General features: G+C 61.6%; 21 protein-coding genes and 1 tRNA gene. 12 read left to right on the top strand and 10 right to left on the bottom strand.

Annotated elements, in window-relative coordinates:
- Positions 1 to 66 precede the first annotated feature (66 nt).
- Genes HLH34_RS13730 through HLH34_RS13710 form a run of 5 tightly spaced genes read left to right on the top strand, consistent with a single transcriptional unit; the run spans position 67 to position 5,435 of the window.
- Complete coding sequence (locus HLH34_RS13730; protein WP_183120146.1) at positions 67 to 1,113, top strand: PilN domain-containing protein; 1,047 nt, start codon at positions 67 to 69, stop codon at positions 1,111 to 1,113.
- Positions 1,113 to 1,742: a type II secretion system protein GspM gene (gene gspM / locus HLH34_RS13725; protein ID WP_183120145.1), complete on the top strand. Its 630-nt coding sequence runs from the start codon at positions 1,113 to 1,115 to the stop codon at positions 1,740 to 1,742. Before HLH34_RS13730 ends, gspM begins: the two co-directional genes overlap by 1 nt.
- 5 nt (positions 1,743 to 1,747) lie before the next feature.
- Positions 1,748 to 2,248, top strand: coding sequence for a general secretion pathway protein GspN (locus tag HLH34_RS19485; protein WP_244959955.1), 501 nt, complete (start codon positions 1,748 to 1,750; stop codon positions 2,246 to 2,248).
- Positions 2,245 to 4,602 (top strand): type II secretion system secretin GspD, encoded by a 2,358-nt coding sequence (gspD, locus tag HLH34_RS13715; protein WP_183120144.1) that lies wholly within the window; start codon positions 2,245 to 2,247, stop codon positions 4,600 to 4,602. The genes HLH34_RS19485 and gspD overlap by 4 nt, the downstream gene beginning before the upstream one ends.
- The gene (locus HLH34_RS13710) at positions 4,599 to 5,435 is read left to right on the top strand and encodes a type II secretion system protein GspK (RefSeq protein WP_183120143.1); all 837 of its coding nucleotides are present in this window, start codon (positions 4,599 to 4,601) and stop codon (positions 5,433 to 5,435) included. The genes gspD and HLH34_RS13710 overlap by 4 nt, the downstream gene beginning before the upstream one ends.
- 32 nt (positions 5,436 to 5,467) lie before the next feature.
- Here the strand turns inward: HLH34_RS13710 and HLH34_RS13705 are convergent, their stop codons facing one another.
- The 3 genes from HLH34_RS13705 to HLH34_RS13695 are packed head-to-tail and all read right to left on the bottom strand — an operon-like array spanning position 5,468 to position 8,099.
- Entirely contained in the window at positions 5,468 to 5,938 is a 471-nt protein-coding gene (locus HLH34_RS13705; RefSeq protein ID WP_183120142.1) for a hypothetical protein, read from the bottom strand.
- A gap of 58 nt (positions 5,939 to 5,996) precedes the next feature.
- Positions 5,997 to 6,398, bottom strand: coding sequence for a hypothetical protein (locus HLH34_RS13700; protein WP_183120141.1), 402 nt, complete (start codon positions 6,396 to 6,398; stop codon positions 5,997 to 5,999).
- Between the two features lie 54 nt (positions 6,399 to 6,452).
- Entirely contained in the window at positions 6,453 to 8,099 is a 1,647-nt protein-coding gene (locus HLH34_RS13695; RefSeq protein WP_183120140.1) for a GMC oxidoreductase, read from the bottom strand.
- Between the two features lie 335 nt (positions 8,100 to 8,434).
- On the opposite strand from HLH34_RS13695, the gene HLH34_RS13690 reads away from it, so the two are divergent.
- Positions 8,435 to 8,779, top strand: coding sequence for a hypothetical protein (locus tag HLH34_RS13690; RefSeq protein WP_183120139.1), 345 nt, complete (start codon positions 8,435 to 8,437; stop codon positions 8,777 to 8,779).
- Between the two features lie 12 nt (positions 8,780 to 8,791).
- Here the strand turns inward: HLH34_RS13690 and HLH34_RS13685 are convergent, their stop codons facing one another.
- Both HLH34_RS13685 and ppk2 read right to left on the bottom strand, forming a co-directional pair.
- Positions 8,792 to 9,277 (bottom strand): hypothetical protein, encoded by a 486-nt coding sequence (locus HLH34_RS13685; protein WP_183120138.1) that lies wholly within the window; start codon positions 9,275 to 9,277, stop codon positions 8,792 to 8,794.
- Positions 9,278 to 9,547: 270 nt separating this feature from the next.
- Positions 9,548 to 10,393, bottom strand: coding sequence for a polyphosphate kinase 2 (gene ppk2 / locus HLH34_RS13680; protein WP_183120137.1), 846 nt, complete (start codon positions 10,391 to 10,393; stop codon positions 9,548 to 9,550).
- Between the two features lie 294 nt (positions 10,394 to 10,687).
- Here ppk2 and HLH34_RS13675 point away from each other — a divergent pair, with 294 nt between their 5' ends.
- The 5 genes from HLH34_RS13675 (at position 10,688) to HLH34_RS13655 (ending at position 18,214) form a co-directional block, all read left to right on the top strand.
- The gene (locus HLH34_RS13675; RefSeq protein WP_183120136.1) at positions 10,688 to 11,665 is read left to right on the top strand and encodes an HlyD family secretion protein; all 978 of its coding nucleotides are present in this window, start codon (positions 10,688 to 10,690) and stop codon (positions 11,663 to 11,665) included.
- Between the two features lie 152 nt (positions 11,666 to 11,817).
- Positions 11,818 to 14,598, top strand: coding sequence for a ribosome-associated ATPase/putative transporter RbbA (gene rbbA, locus HLH34_RS13670; protein WP_244959953.1), 2,781 nt, complete (start codon positions 11,818 to 11,820; stop codon positions 14,596 to 14,598).
- 2 nt (positions 14,599 to 14,600) lie between these two features.
- On the top strand, positions 14,601 to 15,725 hold the full coding sequence (locus HLH34_RS13665; protein WP_183120135.1) for an ABC transporter permease: 1,125 nt from the start codon (positions 14,601 to 14,603) through the stop codon (positions 15,723 to 15,725).
- A 13-nt stretch (positions 15,726 to 15,738) separates the two neighbouring features.
- A complete protein-coding gene (locus tag HLH34_RS13660; RefSeq protein ID WP_204737617.1) occupies positions 15,739 to 17,394 on the top strand; it encodes an efflux transporter outer membrane subunit in 1,656 nt (551 codons plus the stop codon).
- Between the two features lie 565 nt (positions 17,395 to 17,959).
- Complete coding sequence (locus tag HLH34_RS13655) at positions 17,960 to 18,214, top strand: hypothetical protein (RefSeq protein ID WP_183120134.1); 255 nt, start codon at positions 17,960 to 17,962, stop codon at positions 18,212 to 18,214.
- Between the two features lie 84 nt (positions 18,215 to 18,298).
- On the opposite strand, the gene HLH34_RS13650 is transcribed toward HLH34_RS13655, so the two are convergent.
- The 4 genes from HLH34_RS13650 to HLH34_RS13630 all read right to left on the bottom strand — a co-directional run bounded on the left by HLH34_RS13650 (position 18,299) and on the right by HLH34_RS13630 (position 20,727).
- Positions 18,299 to 18,523 carry a hypothetical protein gene (locus HLH34_RS13650; RefSeq protein ID WP_183120133.1) on the bottom strand — a complete coding sequence of 75 codons (225 nt, stop codon included), beginning with the start codon at positions 18,521 to 18,523 and terminating at the stop codon, positions 18,299 to 18,301.
- A 319-nt stretch (positions 18,524 to 18,842) separates the two neighbouring features.
- Positions 18,843 to 19,472 (bottom strand): acyl-homoserine-lactone synthase, encoded by a 630-nt coding sequence (locus HLH34_RS13640; protein WP_183120131.1) that lies wholly within the window; start codon positions 19,470 to 19,472, stop codon positions 18,843 to 18,845.
- A gap of 74 nt (positions 19,473 to 19,546) precedes the next feature.
- Positions 19,547 to 20,239 (bottom strand): autoinducer binding domain-containing protein, encoded by a 693-nt coding sequence (locus HLH34_RS13635; protein WP_183120130.1) that lies wholly within the window; start codon positions 20,237 to 20,239, stop codon positions 19,547 to 19,549.
- Positions 20,240 to 20,319: 80 nt separating this feature from the next.
- Positions 20,320 to 20,727 (bottom strand): type II toxin-antitoxin system HicB family antitoxin, encoded by a 408-nt coding sequence (locus tag HLH34_RS13630; protein WP_240161918.1) that lies wholly within the window; start codon positions 20,725 to 20,727, stop codon positions 20,320 to 20,322.
- Between HLH34_RS13630 and HLH34_RS13625 the strand changes: the two genes are divergently transcribed.
- Positions 20,671 to 21,255: a recombinase family protein gene (locus HLH34_RS13625; RefSeq protein WP_183120192.1), complete on the top strand. Its 585-nt coding sequence runs from the start codon at positions 20,671 to 20,673 to the stop codon at positions 21,253 to 21,255. The genes HLH34_RS13630 and HLH34_RS13625 overlap by 57 nt on opposite strands.
- 67 nt (positions 21,256 to 21,322) lie before the next feature.
- On the opposite strand, the gene HLH34_RS13620 is transcribed toward HLH34_RS13625, so the two are convergent.
- Positions 21,323 to 21,399, bottom strand: a tRNA-Arg gene (locus tag HLH34_RS13620).
- Positions 21,400 to 21,407 lie beyond the last annotated feature (8 nt).

The raw sequence follows: 21,407 nt of genomic DNA, 5'->3' as shown, positions 1-21,407 counted from the left end.
GTATGTGCCCCTTTGCCAGCCGGTCGGAACCCTGTCCTTGCTCAGTACGTCCCTAACGCGCGCCTCATGATCGTCGGCGATCTGTTCATCTGGTGGCGGCGACAGATCGGGGGGATGATCCCCGAACGATGGCGCCTGTCACGCTTTTCGGCCAGGCCGGTGGTCGTCGCGGCGATCGAGGACGCACGGCTGGCCGTGTCGGTGGTCCGGCAGGGCACGCCCACGCCTGTGGGTGGCTGCGGCCTGTCAGACGGGGCGGACGACGGCGATGTGGCCGCCTGCCGACATGCCCTGTCCGACGCATTGGGGGGGGCCGCGCCGGCCTCGACCGTGCTGCGCCTGCCGCCCGGCCTGCCGATGCAGCGCGACGTCGTGCTGCCGTCGGCCACGGGCGGCAGCCTCGACACGGTGCTGGGCTACGAGATGGACCGGCTGACGCCGTTTCCTGCCGACCGGATCTGGTACGCCTACGACATCCTGCGCCGCGACCCGGACCACAAGCAATTGCATGTGCGGCTGTCCATCGTGCCCCGGGCGGCGATCGCCGCCGCGCTGGCCACCCTCGCGCGGGTCGGGCTTCGGCCGGACAGGCTGGAAGACGCGGCGGGCCGGGCCGGTATCCCGATGCGCGACGCCGCGACCGGGCAGGGGCGGCTGCCCCGCGCCCGCATGGCGATGATCGTCGCGGCGGCGCTGCTGCCGGCCGTGGCGGGGGGTGCGGCGTTCTGGCGGCAGTCGGTCGAACAGGGGCATCTGGCGGCGCGGATCGTGCTGCTGCGCCCCGAGGCCGAGCAGGCCCGCGTGCTGCGCCGCCAGGCTGAGGACCGTTCGGCCGGGGCGGGGCTGATCGCGCGGGAACGCAGGCGGCTGGGCGACCCGCTGGAGGTGCTGGCCGCCGTCACCCGCATCCTGCCCGACGACAGCTTCCTGACCGACCTGATCCTGCGGCAGGGGCAACTGATCATCAGCGGCCAGGCCTCGGCCGCGACGGGGCTGATCCAGGCCCTCAGCACCGATCCCCTGTTCCGCACCCCCGCCTTCGTCGCCCCGGTGACGCGGGTGGAGGGGCAGAATGCCAGTCTCTTTTCGATTCACGCCGGCGTCGGACAGTGATGTCGCTTATTCCCAAACACACACTCCCGTCGCGCCATGCCCTGATCCGCGCCCTGCCCGAAGGACGGCCGGGCCGTCTGGCCGCCCTTGGCCTGTCGGCGGTGGTCGTGATGCTGGCCTGGCTGCTGGTCGTGGCGCCGCTGTGGGGCTGGTACGCGCAGCGCGCCGAAAGCCTCGGCATCCAGCGCGACACGGTGGCCCGGATGGAAGCCCTGTCGGCCGCGCTGCCGGGCCTGCGCCGCGCCGCCGCCACGTCTGCGCCGGGGCCGGCGCTGCTGATCGGCGGCGCGACGGACGCCATCGCCAGCGCCAACCTTGAGGAGACGCTGCAGCAGACGGCCTCGTCGATGGGGGCCAGCATCTCCAGCGCCGAGAACGTGCCCGCCGCCACCATCGGCCCGTACCAGCGGATCGGGCTGCATATCGTCGTCAGCGCCGCGTTCCCCACCCTGGTCCGCCTGATCGCCACGCTGGAACGTTCGTCGCCCGCCGTCGTTATCGACGCGCTGCATATTCATAAATCCGAAGACGAGAACACGCCGGCCACGATGATGGAATGCGACATGTCCGTGTACGCGTTCCGCCGGACCGACAGCAGCGCGCCCCCGCCGGCCGCACCCGCGCCATGATCCGCATGACAGTCTCCGCGTCGCGTCGGGGCCGCGCCATGGCCTGCGGTATCGGATTGGCCGCCCTCCTCCCTCCCTTTTCCGCATACGCCGCCGCGCCGGCCGCGCAGGGCCTGGCGAACGCCGCCCGGATCGCGGACTGGCAGACGGCCATCCTGGCGCGTCCGCTGTTCAGCCGCACCCGTCGCCCCGAGGCCACGCCGGACACGTCCGCCTCCGTACCCCGGCTGGCCGGCATCGTCGTCAGCCTGGGGCGACGGCGCGCCATCTTCATGACGCAGGGCACGGGACGGGGGCAGGTCGTCGATGTCGGCGCGACCGTCGGCCCCTGGCAGATCGTCGCGATCGGGATCGATTCCGTGCGCGTCACCGGCGCGGGCGGCGCGCAGACCCTGCGGCCGGACCGCGACCGCAGCGCCGACGGCAAGGCAGGCGCCCCATCTCCCGGCATTTCCCCACCCGACGACCAGAAGCCCGAAGACCAGATACCAGGCGGCACACAATGATTTTTCGCGATGATTCCTCTTCCCGCACGACCTGCCGCCGACATGCGCGCTGGGGGGGGGTGGCGCTGTGCCTGGCCGTCACGGGGTGCGCCCCCGCACATGCGCCGCAGGTGCGGCCGCTGCCCGGCCCGATGCCGCTGGGCCGCGCCGAACCCGACATGACGAACGGCCGGATCGGGGCGGTGAATGCGCTCGGTCCGGTCCAGTACAGCTACGGGCGCGATGCGGTGCCGCGCGTTCCGGCGTCGGGGCAGGCGGGCGGCGTCGGCACCATCGTGCTGAATTTCGCCGATACCGACATCCGCGACGCGGTGTCGCAGATCCTGACGGACATCCTGCACGTGAATTACGCGATCGACCCGGCGGTCAGGGGCCAGGTGACGCTGCATACGGCGTCGCCGCTGACAGCGGGGCAGGTCATGCCGGCCCTGCAACTCATCCTGTCGCAGGTCCACGCCACCCTCATCCGCAGCAACGGCCTGTACCGCATCGTGCCGGCGCAGGCCGAAGGGGGCACCGCGCAGGGGGCGGGCACGCCCGGCCTGGCCGAAGGCGACGCCCTGGGCGGCAGCGTCATGGTGCCGCTGCGCTATGCCGCCGCCGGAAACCTGGCCCGGGCGCTTCAGCCGTTCGTGCAGGCCGGGGCGCGCGTCACGCCGGTCGAAAGCGCGAATGCCGTGATGGTCAGCGGCGAGCCCTCGGCGCGCAATACGCTGGTCGAGGTCATCCGCGCCTTCGACGTGGACTGGCTGGCCAGCCAGTCCTACGCCCTGCTGCCTGTGGAATCGGGCAGCGCCCGCGACATGGCGACGGCCTTGCAGACCGCCCTGCACGGCAGCGGCGGCGCGCTGGCGCAGATCGTCCAGGTCCTGCCGCTGGCGCGGGTCAATGCCGTGCTGGTCGTCTCCCGCACCGCGCGCTATGTCGACGACGCGCGACGCCTGTTCGCGCTGATCGAACGCAACCGGCGCGCCACCCTGCGGTCGTGGCATGTGTTCTACGTGCAGAATTCCAACGTCAACGACGTGGCCTACACATTGCAGCAGGCGTTCACGCCGGGCGACGTAACGGCAATGCCCCCCGAAGCCTCCACCCAGACCGGCCAGCAGGGGGGCATCGGCGCCAACGCCATGGGCGGCGGCCTGGCCGGCGGGGGGCTGGCCGGCGGCGGCCTGAACAGTGGCGGGTTGGGCGGCAACAATTCCATGACGGGCGGGCTGGGAAACGCGAATTCCCTGTTCGGCGGGGGGCAGCAGGGCGGTACGACCCCGGCCGCCGGCCAGCAGCCGGGCGGGGGCCAGCAGGCGGCATCCAGCAATCCCCTGCTGGGCGGGCTGGACAGCACCGCCGGCAACGAAGGCCGCAGCCAGGGGATGCGCATCATCTCCAACGCACAGCACAACGCCATCCTGATCTACGCGACCGAGCAGGAAAGCGACGCGGTCGAGCAGATGATGCGAAAAATCGACGTCATGCCCTTGCAGGTTCGCATCGACGCCGTCATTGCCGAGGTCCAGCTCAACGACGCCTTGCAGTACGGCACGCAGTTCTTCTTCAAATCGGGCGGCATCAACGGGGTGCTCAGCGGCAACAGCCAGACCATCACCACCGGCACCCTGGCGACCGCCGCCTTCAGCCACACGCTGCCCGGCTTCATCATCGGGGGCGCCAGCGGCGGCGGCGCGCCGTTCGCCATCGACGCCCTGCAGAACGTGACCACGGTGCACGTCCTGTCGTCGCCGCAGCTCATGGTCCAGGACAACAAGGCCGCCCGCCTGCAGGTCGGGCAACTGGTGCCCATCCAGATCGGATCGCAATCCAGCACCATCGGCACGTCGATCTACAACCAGTTCACCTACCAGCCGACGGGCGTCATCATGCAGGTGACGCCGCATGTCACCGACGCCGGGCTGGTCACGCTGGACGTCGTGCAGGAAGTCAGTTCCGTGACCTCGGCCAATTCCAGCACCAGCAGCGCAACCACCAACCCCACCTTCAACGACCGCACGGTGTCCTCGCGCGTGGTGGTGCAGGACGGGCAGACGGTGGGGCTGGCGGGGCTGATCACCGACACCTCCACCCGCACCAACAGCGGCATCCCATGGCTCAAGAACATTCCGGTGCTGGGCGTACTCGCGGGAAACCAGAACAACAATCGCCAGCGGACGGAACTGCTGATTCTCATCACCCCCCATGTCATGCACGACCAGCGCGACGCAGTGGCGCTGATGGAAGACCTGCGCGACAGCCACCCCAACGCCGCGGTCGTCCCGGACGAACTGGAGATGATGGGCGCGACCGGCAACGCCGATCCGCAGCAGCATCTGCGGCACAGGGTCGGCCTGTCGCCGTGACGGGCCGGCGCGGCAGGGGGCGTGACGGGGAGCAGGACGGGGGCTTCGCCCTGCTGATCGTGCTCTGGACGCTGGTGCTGCTGTCGTTCCTGGTGTCCGTCGTCGTGACGTCGGTCGACCGGCAGCTGCGCACCGTCTACGCCATGCGCCGCGCGGCGCAGATGCGCGCGGCGGCGGATGGCGAAATCTGGGTCGGGATCTTTCACGCCCTCGACCGCTCGCCCGGGCACTGGAACGCCGACGGGCGCGAGCACGTGCGGACGGCGGGGGGCCTGACCTCGCGCATACGACTGGCCAGCGAGGCCGGGCTGGTCAATCCCAACATCGCCTCGCGGGCGCTTCTGGCCGCGCTGCTGCAGGTGTGCGGGGCACAGAAAAAGCAGGCGGACGACATCGCCGCCAACATGGTGCAATGGCGAAGCACCGCCGGGCAGGGGAACGCCGCCAGGACCAAGGCGCTCTATCTCGCCGCCGGACGGCCCTATACACCCCCGGGCGACATATTCCGCAGCATGGATGAAATCGGCCTCGTGCTGGGCATGACGCCGGGGCTTTTGCGCGCGGTGCGGCCGTACCTGTCGGTGACGCAGCAGAACGATCCCGACCTCGCGGTGGCCGACCCGGCCGTCCGCCGGGCGCTGGACATGGCCGGGGCGCCCCATGTGCGCCCATCGCCCGAGGGCGGAAAACCCGTGACCCTTCTTGTCACCGTCGCGATGGATGACGGCCAGGGCGGGCATGCGTCACGCCGGGCCACGGTTCTGGTGTCGCCAGGCGCGCGGGCGGGCCAGGACCTGGCCGGCAGGGTCCATATCGTGGCCCTGGGGTCCTGAGCCCGCACGGCGGGGGAAACCCCAGCCTCGCGTCAAATCCGGCCATAGCCGTGGGCGGTGACGGGGCGCGGCGTCAGGCGCGCTTTCTGCCCTGCGTCCGACAGATCCGGCGTCCCGCCGTCAGGGGCCACCGGCACAAGCGTGCGCTCCGGCATCAGGATATAGCTGGAATATTCCGAACTGGGCGCGGACTGCAGTTCGATGACCGTCCAGTGATTGCCGCCGGCCGCGACCGTGTGTTCCACCCAGATGTCCTGCCAGCGGACATCATGGGACATGCCCACACTCGGCGAGGACAGGGCGGACGGGCGCCGCAGGACGCGAAGATGGTAGATGCCATGGCGGGCATCGGGCGGTCCCTCCAGGACCAGCGCCACGGATCTGTCCCAACCATCGGGGTTTCCGTTCTGATAGCCATGCCAATCCCCGAAAATCGGCCGTGTGTGGTCCATGCATCCCACAAGGGACAGCGCCGCCGCCAGCAGCCACAATTTGCCACGCATCTACGTTACACCGAACAGGTTGCTGGCGGCCAAACGCACCGCGCCGGGCGACGTTGCGTCAGGAGGTCGCGCCGGCTTTCCTCGTGGCCCGGTCACAGAGGCCGCGCCGCTCCGGGATGTCGAAATCCGTGAACCTCATGACGTTCGCGGTTTCGGAACGGAGCACCCCCGCCGTCCCGTAAGCATAGTCCACATTCCCCGAATGGTTCCTGGGCACCGCGCCCGTCTTCCGGATCAGGCTGTCCAGCAACGGCGTCGTGGTCTCATGTGCGGCAAGCGCGTTGGTAATGCAGAAATTAAGATAGCCGGCCAGCCGCGCGCCGGGGGCGCCGTCGATCGCGGCCTGCGCCGAAAGCAGGACCGGCGAGGCCCTGTCCCGTGCCATGACCGAAGCCGTGCCCGCCATGAGGGCCATTGCCAGGGCCGTTGCGGGAAATATTGCCAATAAAAGATAGCGCATCGTTTTTCATCCTGCGGCCCATGTCGCCCGTCGCATCCGTCACCGGGACTGTCGTCACGCCGCCTCTGTTGTGGAACCCGCCAGCACGCTTGGCGTCAGGGTTTTCTCCGCCCCGGCCTTCAGGTGATCCGCAAGACGAAGCGCCAGCGCCACGATCATCTGCGTCGGGTTGCAATGACCGACTGTCGGGAAGACCGAACTGCCGGCGACGTACAGCCCCTCGACGCCATGGACACGGCACTGTGCATCGACGACGCCTTTCGTCCGGTCATCCGACATCCGGGTTGTGCCCGTGGGGTGCGCGACATCCACAAAGGCCGGTGGAAAGCCTGCCCCATCGCGAACCCAGGGGGCGAGTTTCAACGCGGGCAGCCCCATCTGGACGAACTGCCGCGCCACGATTTCCGCCATCGTCCGCATGGTGCGCGGTTCGTCCTCATGAATCCGCCAGTTGATGCGCGGCAGCCGGCGGCCAAAGCGGTCCAGCCGCTCGGACAGCGTCACGCGACTGTCGGGATCCGGCCGCTGCTCGCACATGCAGTCGAGGTTCAGGCTGTTCAGCTTGCGCGGCAGACCATTGCGGTCGATGAAATAATCCTTGAGGCCACGGACAAACAGCCCCGCGTTCGCGGCAATGGCCAACGCATCCCCCGGAAACTGCGGCTTGCCACGGAGAATGCGCTTGAGGGCATTCCACGGATCATCCGGCGTGACGGACTCGCCAAGCCACGCTGAACAGTTGAGCAGGCCTTCGGCTTTCTGGACCTCCGGGCTCAGTCGCAGGCCCGAGCGGAACAGGTTGCCACGAAATTTGTAAATCCCAATCCACTTCCGAAGCGTTTCCGAATCCGACACATCGAACGTGCCTACGGACCCACGCGGGTGGTCCATGAGGTAGCGACCAACGAGGTCGTGATCGTTGCCAAGGCCGTTGGGCGTCACCGTATTGGACAACAGCAGCAGGCGGGCGCTCTCGATCCCGCCGCAGCACAGGACCACGTTCCGGGTGAACAGCGTTCGCTCACGCCCGTCCGGCGACGCGAACGCGACAGACCGCACCGCCCGACCGGATTCGACCGGGTCGATACGCAGCACGGTCGCGCCGGTGACAAGGGTGACGTTCGGCCCAATCCGGCTGGCAAGGCGGCGGCCGACCCGCATATATTCAAAAGGATTCGTATCATCACGGCTATATTGCCAGAAGAACGGCAGCAGCATCGTGGGGTCGGGCCGCGACCTGGGCTGTTTGCGCCCCGCAAGATGCCAGAACCGATCATCGCTGAATCCACTACCGGTCGCGAGGCCGAGATAGGGCGCGCTTCGATCGAAATAGGGCGAGAGTTGCCCGATGTCGAGCGGCCAGCCGGAGGCCGGCACCCAGGAACGCTTTTCAAAATCTATGGCATCGAAGGGGCCGCAGCGGCCCGTCCATGTGTGCGAGGTCCCGCCCACGATCCGGTTACGCACGCCCCACTGGTCCACGATACGCGCACGCCCGACATTCTCGACCTCGTTCAGGATGTCAGCCTCGGGGCTCCGCACAAAATTGCCGCTCTCAAGTAAAGTAATGCTCAGACCGGTATTGGACAGTTCGCGGGCAATCGTGCTTCCCGCGGGCCCCGAACCAATGATACACAGGTCGCACTCCATAAGGGAAACGGACTCATCATTGCTGCTGTTTTTCAATTCGATAACTGGCATCTGACTTCCGCGCTCCGTATTTTTAGGGCCGCACAGACAGCCGCGTATAAAAAGGAAAATGACAATCAGTATATAATCGTCGACGGCCCAACGCATCTGGACCGTATCCTCCATATGGGCACACCATCAGGTCACGGGGACGAAACGAGCGGGTCTGGCATCGGCGTTATGAGATGAATGATTATGATTATGATGTCATAACAGATGGACGTTGCCCTAACGAACGATCGTGGTCATGGTTCCTGACTATAATGAACCATCTGTACAGGTTCTTTTGTTGAGAATGATTTTTAAAATCATGGAATGGCGCCAAACGGCCTGTCAATGCATGTGCCATGCGTGCGCGCCGCCGGGAGGCGAACCCGATGCACCGGCCGGCGTTCACCATGCTGGGGGAGAGTGCTATGCTGCGTCCGGGAAACCGTTTCAGACAGTTTCTACGGCATGCAGTGGTCGTCACGGCCCTGCTGGCGGCGAGCGGATGCGCCGAGGAATACGACGGCGACTACGACTACCGGCCCGTCGGCTGGAACCCGGGCTGGTACTCCGGCAGCTACGGCGGTCATCGCGGCTGGTATGATGATCGCGGGATGTGGCGGGGGTGGCATAGTCGCGGCGGCTGGCATGACGAGGGTGGGCGCGGCTGGCATGATCGGCACCGGCACGACCACCGGCATTGACCCCGGGCCGGATCAGGCACGGCCGTAGCCGAAGCTGCCGCGCGGGCGCGGCGCCAGGCGATAATCGAGGCCGCCGGGGGTAAGGTCCGGCCGGCCGTCGGCCGTGGCGGGGACAAGCACGCCGTTGGGAAGTTCGATGTAGTGGGAGACCAGCATCGCATGATGCCGACTGCTGTCCAGACCCGACAGGTCGATGCGCCGGCAGGCCACGCCGTCGATCGTCACGGGGTGCGCCGACCAGGTGCCGGTCAGATAATCCGACACATTGTCCGCTGCGCCGACCATCCACATCGTCTGCATGTGCAGGCGGAACCCGCCCTGACGGGCGGTGGGCGGCCCGTCCAGCACCAGTTCGACGGCCACCCGGGCCTGTGGCGCGGGCAGGGGCAGGTAGCCGTACCAGTCGCCGAACACCGGACCGCCGGGGCCGGCGCAGCCGCACAGGCCGATCGTCAATCCGCCGAGCAGCACGGCAAGGCTCCGGTTTACGCTCGGCATGTCATCCGTCCCGATCCCGCTGGCGTCAAAGCGACCATAGGACCATGGGACGTTTTCGTCCGGCCCCGAGGTCGTTGAAATCGCTCTGTGACACGCCGGACGCGGCGCGAGGTCCTTTAGCCCCAATTGGGAAACGGGACATCTTGCGTTTTACGCCACATGGATTGCGCTGGTCGAAGGCAATTCCATGACCGTTCGGGCCATTCTGGCACCCCTCCCGTGAAGCCCCAGAATGGCATAAACTGCAGGCCAGGTGAACGATATTGGGGGCTAAAACAGTTGAGGAATCACCTTGGATGTGTAATCAGCCGCCACATAATCGCTCGTCTCGCGACGCTTTGGGAGTTCTATCTCCCGGGTAGGCATTTTTTCGTAGGGTATCTTTCCCAACATGTGGGTGATTATATTGAGGCGCGCACGCTTCTTGTCGTCGGATCTTGCGACGTACCAAGGTGCCCAGGACGTATCTGTCTTTAGAAACATGTCATCTCGGGCTCGCGAATACTCATCCCAACGCGCATAGGATTTGAGGTCCATTTCAGATAGCTTCCAGAGCTTGCGACCATCGGTAATTCGGGACTCGAGACGCCTGGTTTGTTCTTCCGGACTGACCTCAAGCCAGTATTTCAGAACAATAATCCCGGAATCGACCATCGCCTTCTCGACCCATGGCGCGCCGGAAAAAAAGACCTCCAGTTCCCTCTCGGTGCAAAAACCCATAACGCGCTCGACACCCGCTCTATTATACCAGCTGCGGTCAAAAATAACGATCTCCGACGCAGCGGGAAAATGTGGCAAATACCTTTGCACATACATCTGGGATTTTTCTCGTTCAGTTGGCGCGGGTAGCGCGACAACGCGGAACGTGCGCGGACTCACCCGCTCCGTGATTGCTTTGATTACGCCACCTTTGCCAGCTCCGTCGCGACCTTCGAAGACGATGCAAATCTTTTTCTTTTCACGACGGACCCAATCCTGAAGCTGCACGAGTTCGACTTGGAGCCGCTCCAACTCCCGTTCGTATTCCTTCCGCCGCAGCTTCTCGGTGCCAGGAGAGGCGATCGGCTCATTTGCGTTTTCCGATGCCGACTCCTTCTTCGAACTGGATTTTCCCATTTTCTCCTCCTCCTGAGAGGATTTCAGTCTGATGGTGACGGGGCAGCTTACCGTGGCGGTAGAGCCGAAACCAAACGCAATCCCGACCGGGACACCTCATGGCAGGAACACGAAGCCGTCATGACTCGCACAGATATAATGTACGCAAGATTGTGACGGGTCGTTGGAAACTTACCGGCGGATATGAACTTTACACCGCGAAGCCGAAGTCCGGTGCGGTCGCACATGTGGCGACACGGCTTACGGCATCCAGCCTCTCATGCCGAGAAGATCGTTCCTGGGAGAACGGCGCTGATGTCAAAGAAAACAATCGCGTGGATCTTGGCGGCCGTCGTTCTGGGCGTAAGCTACTTCGGCTACCAATATTGGCAGCAGTTGCAATCCGCCCTGCCGCAGGGGATCGCATCAGGTAACGGGCGCATCGAGGCGAAGCTCGTCGATGTCGTCGCCAAGGAGCCGCTCCGGGTGCAGGAACTCCGTGTTGATGAGGGGGATCTTGTCAAACCTGGAGAGGTGCTGGTTCTACTGGATACCGCCACGTTGCAGGCAGAGCTGGAAGAGGCGAAATTAAACGTCGCTGCCACGCAGGAAAAAGTGGCCGTCGCACAGGCTGCTATCGTTAAAACGGAAAGTGAAATCAGACTCGCCAAGATCGAGGTCAGACGCAGCAGCGCCCTCGTCGCCGAACGCGCTGGCTCGCAGCGCGAACTCGATGTCCGTAACGCGGCGCTACAAACAACCTCAGCCGGCCTTCAGGAAAACCAGGCCATGCTCCGCACGCTTGGGCAGGAGGTAAGGGTCGCCGAGGCAAAAGTGGCGACGGTCCAGACCCGAATCGACGATGCGACCCTGAAGTCTCCTATTCTGGGACGGGTGCTCTATCGACTGGTCGAAGTCGGCGAGGTTTTGGGGCCGGGCGGAAAGGCACTGACGTTGGTGAATCTGAATGACGTCTACATGGAGATATTTCTTCCTGCCGAGCAGGCTGCACGGCTAAAAATCGGAGCGGAGGCGCGTATTCTTCTCGACGTCCGACCCGACCGCCCAATCAAAGGGTATGTCAGTTTCGTGTCGCCGGAGGCGGAGTTTACGCCCAAACAGGTCGAGACGCGGAGTGAGCGAGAAAAACTCATGTTCCGCGTGAAGCTTCGCGTCCCCGAAAAGACAGTCGAGACCTACATAGATATCATTAAAACCGGCGTTCGAGGCGTTGGTTACGTGAAGGCGGATGACGCCGCGTCCTGGCCGACTTCAATGCAAAACGCCCTGTAACCAGGACGAAGCGCGGAATAGGGCGAACCCCGAACCGCCGGACGCGGAGCATGCCTCAAAGTGACTCCATGGCCTGCACAGCCTGGAGGAAGAACATCAATGAGCCGGCACGCCAGCGAAACGCCTGTCCCAACACGCCAGAGAACGTACCCATGCCAATTCCCGAGTCTCATGTGTCTATGGCCATAGACGATCGTGCTGCGGTGGCGTCGATACATGGCGTCACTCACCGCTACGGCACGACAATAGGCCTCGACGGACTCTCCCTCGACATTCCAAGCGGGCGTATGGTCGGCGTCATCGGGCCGGACGGCGTCGGAAAATCGACGCTTCTGGCTCTGATCGCAGGCGCCAAAAAGATCCAGCAGGGGAAAGTCATCGTCCTGGGTGGCGACATTGCCGGCGCGAGGCATCGTCGCGAGACCTGTCCCCGGATCGCCTATATGCCTCAGGGCTTGGGAAAAAATCTCTACTTTGAATTGAGCGTGCAGGAGAACGTCGACTTCATGGCGCGGCTCTTCGGCCTGACTGCCGGGGAGCGCCTTTCCCGTATCAGGGAGCTGCTGCGTGCAACGGGGCTCTCGCCCTTTCCCGACCGTCCGGCAGGCAAATTGTCGGGGGGCATGAAACAGAAAGTCGGCCTCTGCGGCGCCCTGGTTCACGAACCCGACCTCCTCATTCTTGATGAACCGACCACCGGCGTCGATCCACTCTCGCGTCGACAGTTCTGGGCGCTTATTGAGGAAATTCGTTCCGGTCGGCCCGGCATGAGCGTCATTATCTCCACCGCCTATATGGATGAGGCCCAACAATGGGATTGGATCGTCGCCATGGATGCCGGGCGGGTTCTTGCGACGGGAACACCCGCGGCGCTCATGGAACGGACCGGCACCTCCGATCTCGAGAGGTGTTTCATCGCCCTGCTCCCGGAGGAAAAGCGCACGGGTCACGTCGACCTGACCATTCCACCGCGCCCGACCGGCAAATCCGAGGTGGCCATCGACGCAAAGGGGCTTACGTGCCGCTTCGGCAACTTCGTCGCCGTCGACCACGTCTCCCTGACGATCGAGCGGGGAGAAATCTTCGGTTTTCTTGGCTCAAACGGGTGTGGCAAGTCCACCACCATGAAAATGCTGACGGGACTGCTGCCGCCAACCGAAGGAAGCGCGAAGCTATTCGGTCAGCCTGTCGACGCCGGCAGCATCGAGGTACGCAAGAACATCGGCTACATGACGCAGGCCTTCTCACTCTATGGTGAGCTCACTGTCCGCCAAAACCTCGTTCTTGATGCGCGCCTCTATCATATTCCGCCGAACAAGGCGGAGACACGCATCAAGGAGCTTGTCGAAAAATTCGGGCTTGGCCCCTATCTCGACGCGTTGGCCAGCGACCTGCCGATGGGCCTGCGTCAACGCCTGTCTCTGGCCGTCGCGGTGTTGCACGGTCCAGCGCTGCTGATCCTGGACGAACCGACCTCAGGGGTCGATCCAGTTGCGCGCGACAACTTCTGGGAGTTGCTGATCGACCTTTCGCGCAACCAAGGCGTTACGATTTTCGTAACGACTCATTTTATGAATGAAGCTATGCGCTGCGACAGAATCTCGCTGATGCATGCCGGCAAGGTGCTCGCCGCCGATGTCCCGAAGAAGTTGATCGAAGCGCGCGGCGCTGCCACGCTGGAGGAAGCCTTCATCGGCTACATGGAAGACGCGATCGGAGAGACCACGACCGATGGCCAGACAAAGGAGGACGCGGACTTGCGCGCAGGCACCGACGCCTCGCAACATGCAGTGCGTTCCGGTCTTTCACTGCGCCTTAGCCGACTTCTGGCTTACACCATCAATGAAACCATGCAGATCCTGCGCGATCCGGTTCGGCTTGCCTTCGCCTTCGTCGGTTCAGCCTTGCTGATGCTTGTCTTCGGATTTGGCATCACGACTGACGTGGAACATGTGCGCTACGCGACCTTCGACCTCGACCAGACGTTGGAGAGCCGCTCCTATCTGGAACAATTCGCGGGCGCACCGCGGTACTTCGCGCAGCAGGCACACGTTCGCTCCGTCGAAGACGCACTCTCAAGAATGCAGTCGGACAAAATCTCTCTGGTCCTGGAGATACCCCCGAATTTCGGTCGCGATATCAGGAAGGGATCGAGACCGGAAATTCTGGCAGAGGTGGACGGCGCCGATACGTTCCGTGGCGAGACGGTCGCGCAATATGTTCAAAGTGTCCAGGACGCGATGCTGCTTGATCCCAACAATGGGATTGGGATCAAGCCACAAAAATACACCGCCAATTTTCAAGATCGCTACATGTATAATCCGACGTTTGAAAGTGTCTACGCGATGGTTCCGAGCATCCCCCCCATCCTGCTGATCCTCCTTCCGGCAATTCTTATGGCGGTCAGTATCGTGCGCGAGAAGGAGCTCGGTTCCATGATCAATTTCTACGTCACGCCGACAGGCCGGCTGGAATATCTGATAGGCAAGCAGCTGCCTTATATCGCGATCGGCATGATGAACTATTTCGTTCTCGTGACGATGGCGCTCCTGGTTTTTGACGTCCCGCTAAAGGGCAGCTTCCTGATGCTGACGCTCTGCACGCTCCTTTACGTCACCGTGACAACGGGCATCGGCATGGTCATTTCGACCTTCACGAGCAGTCAGGTTGCCGCCGTCTTCGTAACGACAATTGTTACGCTTTTACCGACCATCCAGTTCTCCGGCTTTCTGCAGCCGGTCTCAACGCTTGCAGGTCGGGCAAGATTCGTGGGTTCGATCTGGCCCACCACCTACTACATGCACGCAAGCAAAGGCGTCTTCACCAAGGGACTTCACGCGAATCTCCTCGCGCCGGACCTGACGTTCCTCGCTTGCAGCATTCCCGTTCTTTGGACCGTGAGCGCCCTCGCTCTAAGCAAGCAGGAGAGATAGAGGTGACCTCGCTCCTCAATATTTTCTGGCTCGGTCTTAAAGAACTTCGTAGCGTCAGCAGTGACCTGGTCATGCTCATTTTCGTCGTCTATTCGTTTACCGGCGCGATCTACGCTCAGGCCACTGGCTCGTCCAGCGAGGTCAATAACGCGTCGATCGCCTTCGCTGACGAAGACAATTCCGCTTTGTCCAGGCAACTGGCGGAAGCCTTCTATCTGCCCCGCTTCCAGACGCCGGAGCCAATCGCCGTGACGGATGTCGAAACCGCAATGGATGAAGGCCGGTTCATGTTCGTGGTCGTGATTCCGCCGCAGTTCGAAGCCGATCTGCGCGCGGGTCGCCATCCCGACATCCAGCTGAACATTGACGCAACCGCCATGCAGCAAGCCGCTATCGGCGGCGGCTACATTAAGAATATCATTAATGAGCGCATTTCGAGTTTTTTCAGACGCACTGATGATTCGGCGCAACCGTCCATAAATCTGATTATTCGTAGGCTGTTCAACCCAAACGGGGAGACCTCGTGGTTTGCGAGCGTCGTCGGAATTATCAATCAAATCACTCTGCTCACGGTCGTTTTGACGGGGGCCGCAGTGATCCGCGAACGTGAACATGGAACTCTGGAGCACTTGCTCGTAATGCCGCTGACCGCTTTCGAAATCGCAATGGCAAAGGTATGGGCCAACAGTTGCGTCATTCTCGTCGCGACCGCTCTCTCTCTCTATTTTATCGTCATGAAAGTGCTGCACGCCCCATTTTCCGGGTCGGTGTCACTGTGGTTTTCCGGCGTCTTGCTCTACCTCTTTTTCGCCACTGCGCTGGGCATATTCCTCGGCACTATCTCACGCTCGATGGCGCAGTTTGCACTCTTGATCATTTTTGTGAACGTCATGCTGCAACTCCTCTCCGGCGGATCGACTCCCGTTGAGAGTCAGCCAGTCTGGCTCCAGTACATGACCTTCTTCCTGCCTTCGCGCCATTTTGTCAGCTTTTCCCAGAAGATCATCTATCGCGGTGGCGGGCTCGACGCTGTTTGGCCCCAATTTGCAATGGTGAGTGTAGTCGGGCTGGCTTTTTTCATTTACAGCTTGGCGCTCTTCCGAAAATCAATTGCGGTCACGAAGTAGGACCGCTTAGCCGATGAGCAGGTCAGTGCCAAACAACGGACAACGAGGCGCGGCAATGGGCAATCATCGAAACACACAGCGCTTTTTCCGCTACAGATCTTTAGCGATCATGGGTTGGTCTCCAACCATATCCATGGTGCTGATATTGAGCGGATGCGCGGTCGGCCCCGACTTCGTTCAGCCAAAGGCAAAAGTTCAGGATCAATGGATCGAGGGCAACGATCCACGGGTCATGGCCACGAATGAGGTCATGAGTCACTGGTGGAGGGCGTTCGACGATCCGGTGCTCGATCGGCTGGTTCAGATCGCGTCGGAACAGAACCTCCCGGTACAAATTGCCGGTCTGAGAATCATGGAGGCCCGGGCGCAATTAGGCGTCGCGATAGGATATCAATATCCGCAGACGCAAGAGGGCTTCGGCACTGCACAGCAGAACCTACTCAGCTCTCAGTTCGCCAACCAGGAAAATCTCAGACATTCCTTTGCAAATTTTAATCTGGGTTTTGATGCTGCTTGGGAACTGGATTTCTGGGGCCGCTTCCGACGCAACGTCGAGGCCGCCAGCGCGCACATGCTCGCAACGGAAGCCGACTATGATGACGCTCTTGTTTCACTTACTGCTGAAGTGGCCCGCACCTACACTGCCATGCGGACCTTTGAGGTGTACATTCGTATAGCTGTCGAAAACGCTAGGGTCCAAGGAGAGGGACTGGACATCGCGCTGTCTCGTTTCCGTAACGGCGCCACCTCGGAACTCGACGTCAATCAGGCACGAACCCTGCTGGAAAGCACCCTTGCTGACATTCCTCGGTTCCAGTCCAGTCTCCAGCAGACCAAAAATGCTCTGAGCGCCTTGCTCGGGAAGCCGCCGGGCGGCGTCGACTCCTTGCTTTACGGTCCCCAACAAATCCCGATCGCGTCCACAAAAGTGGCGATCGGCATACCGGCGGAACTGCTACGACGACGTCCGGATATCCGCGCCGCTGAACTGAACGCTGCCGCGGAGAGCGCGCGTATCGGAGTGTCCAAGGCGGATCTCTATCCCAGATTCTTTCTCTTCGGGGAAGTTGGGGTGCAAAGCAGTGATATGGCCAACTTCTTCGCCCCTCACAGCCTGTTCTTTACCGCAGGGCCAGGATTCAGATGGTCGATTCTGAACTACGGCCGTATCGCAAATGACGTTCGTGCACAGGATGCACGTTTTCAGCGCGCCATTGTCACCTACCAGGACACCGTAATCAGAGCGGCGCGGGAGGCAGAAGACGCACTTGTCGGTTTTCTTAAGGCACAGGACAGTACAAGAAGTTCGCAGAGGTCCGTCGACGCCGCTCAACGCTCAGTGGACCTGGCATTGATTCGTTATCGTGAAGGTTCTGATAGTTTTCAGCGAGTCATTGATTCTCAACGCGTTTTGTTGCAAGCGCAAAACAAGCTGGCGGATACGAGGGCCTCTGTCGCTACTTACCTGGTCGCTCTTTATAAGGCTCTGGGTGGAGGCTGGGAGGTGCGCGAGGGTAAACCTATCATACCGGCAGCCATGCAAGAAGAGATGGCGAGACGTACCAATTGGGGCACATTGATACCGGTCCGGTCTCCGCAGACGACCGACAAAATCCATCTGCCGACCCCTGCCGGCTCCGCGCCGATTTTGCGTCAGCCTAACTGGTGACACATTCTTACGTGATCTACCATTGGAGACTGAGCCACGCCGGGATTGGCGGAGACTGATTTGATCAAATCACGCGGCCATGGGTCTGCGAAAGGCGGCGGCCCGAAGGCTTGCCGAAGCCGGGTGCTCGACGCACCAGATCGCGGCGATCACGGGCAACAAAACGCTGGTGGAGATCAGTCGATACACCAAAGTGGTCGAGCCACGAATGCTGGCCGAGTCTGCCATGTCAAGGCTGGGGGAATTGTCTAACTCGGACTGATGCAGTGTCTAACCTGCGTCATAATTGGCGGATTTCTGCCGAATTTCCCGAGGAATGGCGGACTAGAAAGCATCCGACGCCTCCTTTGAGAACACATCGGGCCAGCAAGCGACGAGTCGGGTCAATGGGGCGGTATGGACGATATGGATTGTAGAAGAGGGGTGACGTCTGGGAGCCGGCTATTGGCAGCCGGTTCGGATCGGCGCTCAAGGCAGGCTTCCGAGTTTCGAGCAAACAGCACGGATAGACCAAAAATAGACCAAAAACGCGGGTTTTCCCGGGGAAAGTAGACGAAAGTAGATCATGGCTGAAGGACGCAAGACCGGCGGACGGACGAAGGGAGTCCCGAACAAAGTGACGGCCGACGTGCGGGCCATGGCCGGGCAGTATGGTCCGGAGGTGCTCGAGCGCCTGGCATGGCTGGCCCTGAACGGGGAATCGCATGAGGTGCAGGTGTCGGCGGGAAAGGAGATCCTGGACCGTGCCTATGGCAAGGCAAAGCAGGTCACCGAGATCGAGGGCGGTCCGGCGCCGGTCTATCAGGTGGTGATAACGTGATGTGCTGAAGGATCGGATTGGCGTGCAAGCGTCAGAGCTGCGCCACCGCCGGAGTTCAGGAAAGAAGGCGGCGGCGCTTAGACTCTAGGGATGAGATTGGTTCGGGCCTGGCGAACAAATATGCTGCAGAGCAATCTCTCGACTATCCAGACGATGTACCAATCCGGCGATAACATCGATGGCCTCTGGCATTACCCGTCGAGCGGTTTCAACTATCTCCACAATGACAAGTGGATTGTTTGTTATTTCCCACGGTATCTCTCTATATTTGTGACCGTTGGGGAAAACATTATCAAACAGCTGCCCCATTACGTTCTCCTTTTCTAACCAACTGTTTGAAGGTAGATGAACGTAATTATTTTATCATATCGTTAATTATTCGCCTATTTTATTGTTAAAAACAAGAATCTGGTCTGATGACATAAAGGCATATTAGTTTGTGACTGCCTCGCAGGACGAATCGTGCCGCTCGCCGGCGGTGGCTTCTTCTGCCCGCGCGATCGTCTCGACCGCAAAGTCGGAGAGTCCAGCGCTTTTTGCTTCGCGGTGAAGATAACCCAGGGCCGTCGCAATCTGCCGCGCCTTTTCGACACGCCAGCAGCATAGTCGCACGGGGCGAGGGTGGAGATTACGCGGCACGGAGGCGTTCGCTTCCATGATGGCGTAGCACTGCATAGCTCACACCAATTTTGTTTCGGACCGCCTCAAGGGCTTCTGCTGTAACGTGGACGTACGCGGATGAGACGACATGCCCAGACGGGAGCGTCGTATTTTTTTGCACCGCGGGGAACAGGCCGGCTCGAGGCAGCGTGCGTGCCAATATCGCGCGCGGGGAGATAAGAAGGAAGGACTGGACACCGCGGTTGAGCGCAAATTCCATGGACGCCAGAATCAACTCGGCCGTGACCCGCTGCCTTACGGTTGGAGGGAGATCCCGGTCCACCCCGAAACGGGTGTTTTCCCAAATGGAGGGGCTACGAGGCGCTCCGGCATCCGGGAGCAACTCCGGCCACAGGCTCTCGGTCATGTAGGGGCGCGTCGTCGGGAGAAGCCGGACCATTCCCCGCACCGCCCCGTCGGTGTCTCTCCAGACCAGGTAGGCCGCAGCGGGCGTGTCGAATTGATCGTATTCCATGCCATTATAGTTGGGAACATCCCATCGTTCCCTAAGAATAAAGTGCCTGTATCTGAAACGATACTGTTCGGCCAATGCCGATCCATAATGATGTGAAGTTTCTAGGGTCAGCAGGTCAATCATTATATAACTCCACCAGATGACTATTGTGGAGTATTTGTTTTTAACCAATGAGTCAGCTACTAGATCTAGTAGGGTTACGGAACGATCAGACCTAAGCAGATTGCTCGCACAACGCCCACAATGCGACTGCTGCATCGCAGCTTGCTCAGTGCATTTTTAATGTGGAAATTAACGGTGTTTTCGGAAATTCCGATGATCATTCCGGTTTCCCAAGAACTCTTCCCACGGGCTGCCCAGCGAAGACATTCCTTCTCCCGGTCTGAGAGCACGACGGACGGGGACGGCGATAGAGTCAGAGCCTGATATCGAAAATAAAACTGGGTGGTCAGGGTGGTCAGTATCACCCTGTCAATCCGGGTAACGGAGGCGCGGCAGGCAAAGGAGGCTACGAAGACCATGCCGTCAGGGGAATGGAGCGGTATCGTGTAGCCGTCCCGGACTCCATAGGTCGACAGTCCGGAAAAGATATTTCGCTGAGACGGCAAAAGGTCGCGCAACTCGTTCCAGCAGTATGGGGTGTGAGTTTGGGCCACCTTTGTGATTGTTGGGTCTTCGGTAATATATTTTTGATCCGTATAGTATTCGATCCAGTCGTCCGGATAACTCACATGGATAATTTCGTGAGGCTGATTCTGGGACCGGTCAAAGCGTCCGAACGCAAAATAAAAATCACCAACCTCTTTGAGGGATTTTAGGTAGGACCGCAGCAGGGTCGAACGGCTGTGAGCGGATTCCAGGCGCTCGGCCATGGCTATCAGGTCGACCATATATCACTTATCAGTAATCTGTGTGCATCCTGCCATTATATTGGCCACATCTTTAAGTCATGATTCAAGCTAAGGTTTGGTCAGTTTTGTGTTAGGAGAGTGGCACGAAACTGGAACGGATTCGTGCTTAGGAGAATCCATCCCCAGCCATTTGGGGCCGCTTGCTCTCCGGAAGTCGATAGGGGCGCGCCTTCACCTCCATGGGGAGCAAGGAAGGCGGTACCGTCGAACAACGCGGGATCGACACCGGCAAAGCCCCAGATCCATTCCGGTCCGGACCATTCTGGGCTGGCGCGCAGGCCATCGAGCGACGACGGGCGCGGCACAGGCTGGCCGTTATCGATGGCATCCTCGACCCACAGAGCAATGGCTTCGGAAGCATTGCTCACCGCTTCGTCGAACGTGTCGCCAGCAGAGAAGCATCCCGGAAGATCCGGAACCACAACGCCGAACGCCTCGGCTATGCGCGGACCAGCACGACGGACCAAGCGGCTGGCCTCGCCGCCCAGGTGCGGGACCTTGAGGCGCAGGGTTGCGATCGGGTGTTCACGGAACAGGTGTCGGGCACCGTCACCGTTAGGCCGGAGCTGGAAGCAGCCATCGACTATCTGCGCCGGGGCGACGCGCTGGTGGTGTGCAAGCCCGATCGCCTGGCGCGATCGACGGCCGACCTGCTGGCGTTCGTGGGGCGGATCAAGGCCAAGGGGTGCGAACTGGTCATCCTCTCGATGGGCGGCCAGACGCTGGATACCAGAAGTCCGACCAGCAAGCTGATGCTGTCGATGCTCGCGGCGGTGGCCGAGTTCGAGCGCGACCTGATGCTGGAGCGGCAACGGGAAGGAATCGCCAAGGCCAAGGCTGAGGGGCGCTATCTGGAGCGGAAGTCCACCGCGCGGTCGCAGGCCGAAGAGGTCCAGAAGCTGGCGGCCGAGGGGGGCAGCCCCACCGAGATTGCCAAGCGGCTGGGGATCGGCCGGACGTCCGTCTATCGGTGTTTGGGGAAGGTCGCGGCCTGACGATTGTCCGCAGGCAGCGGCGCGATCAATCTAAGAGATTGATTTTATTTATCAATTTTTATGGAAATGGCGGACTCGAAAGGATTCGAACCTTCGACCTTCGCCTTCGGAGGGCGACGCTCTATCCAGCTGAGCTACGAGTCCAGTGACGC

The sequence above is a fragment of the Gluconacetobacter azotocaptans genome, from assembly GCF_014174355.1.
In the GTDB taxonomy this organism is placed as follows: domain Bacteria; phylum Pseudomonadota; class Alphaproteobacteria; order Acetobacterales; family Acetobacteraceae; genus Gluconacetobacter; species Gluconacetobacter azotocaptans.
Note: the sequence above shows the minus strand (reverse complement) of the source record. Positions and strands in the feature narration are given on the sequence as shown.

Bases quoted from the DNA above. Each gene is read 5' to 3' on its own strand.
- gspD (WP_183120144.1), top strand. From the start codon at position 2,245: ATGATTTTTCGCGATGATTCCTCTTCCCGCACGACCTGCCGCCGACAT.
- ppk2 (WP_183120137.1), bottom strand. From the start codon at position 10,393: ATGGGAAAATCCAGTTCGAAGAAGGAGTCGGCATCGGAAAACGCAAAT.
- HLH34_RS13650 (WP_183120133.1), bottom strand. From the start codon at position 18,523: ATGGGGCAGCTGTTTGATAATGTTTTCCCCAACGGTCACAAATATAGA.
- HLH34_RS13700 (WP_183120141.1), bottom strand. From the start codon at position 6,398: ATGCGCTATCTTTTATTGGCAATATTTCCCGCAACGGCCCTGGCAATG.
- HLH34_RS13730 (WP_183120146.1), top strand. From the start codon at position 67: ATGATCGTCGGCGATCTGTTCATCTGGTGGCGGCGACAGATCGGGGGG.
- HLH34_RS19485 (WP_244959955.1), top strand. From the start codon at position 1,748: ATGACAGTCTCCGCGTCGCGTCGGGGCCGCGCCATGGCCTGCGGTATC.
- HLH34_RS13655 (WP_183120134.1), top strand. From the start codon at position 17,960: ATGGCTGAAGGACGCAAGACCGGCGGACGGACGAAGGGAGTCCCGAAC.
- HLH34_RS13705 (WP_183120142.1), bottom strand. From the start codon at position 5,938: ATGCGTGGCAAATTGTGGCTGCTGGCGGCGGCGCTGTCCCTTGTGGGA.
- gspM (WP_183120145.1), top strand. From the start codon at position 1,113: ATGTCGCTTATTCCCAAACACACACTCCCGTCGCGCCATGCCCTGATC.
- HLH34_RS13635 (WP_183120130.1), bottom strand. From the start codon at position 20,239: ATGGTCGACCTGATAGCCATGGCCGAGCGCCTGGAATCCGCTCACAGC.
- rbbA (WP_244959953.1), top strand. From the start codon at position 11,818: ATGCCAATTCCCGAGTCTCATGTGTCTATGGCCATAGACGATCGTGCT.
- HLH34_RS13675 (WP_183120136.1), top strand. From the start codon at position 10,688: ATGTCAAAGAAAACAATCGCGTGGATCTTGGCGGCCGTCGTTCTGGGC.
- HLH34_RS13660 (WP_204737617.1), top strand. From the start codon at position 15,739: ATGAGCAGGTCAGTGCCAAACAACGGACAACGAGGCGCGGCAATGGGC.
- HLH34_RS13640 (WP_183120131.1), bottom strand. From the start codon at position 19,472: ATGATTGACCTGCTGACCCTAGAAACTTCACATCATTATGGATCGGCA.
- HLH34_RS13685 (WP_183120138.1), bottom strand. From the start codon at position 9,277: ATGCCGAGCGTAAACCGGAGCCTTGCCGTGCTGCTCGGCGGATTGACG.
- HLH34_RS13690 (WP_183120139.1), top strand. From the start codon at position 8,435: ATGCGTGCGCGCCGCCGGGAGGCGAACCCGATGCACCGGCCGGCGTTC.
- HLH34_RS13695 (WP_183120140.1), bottom strand. From the start codon at position 8,099: ATGCCAGTTATCGAATTGAAAAACAGCAGCAATGATGAGTCCGTTTCC.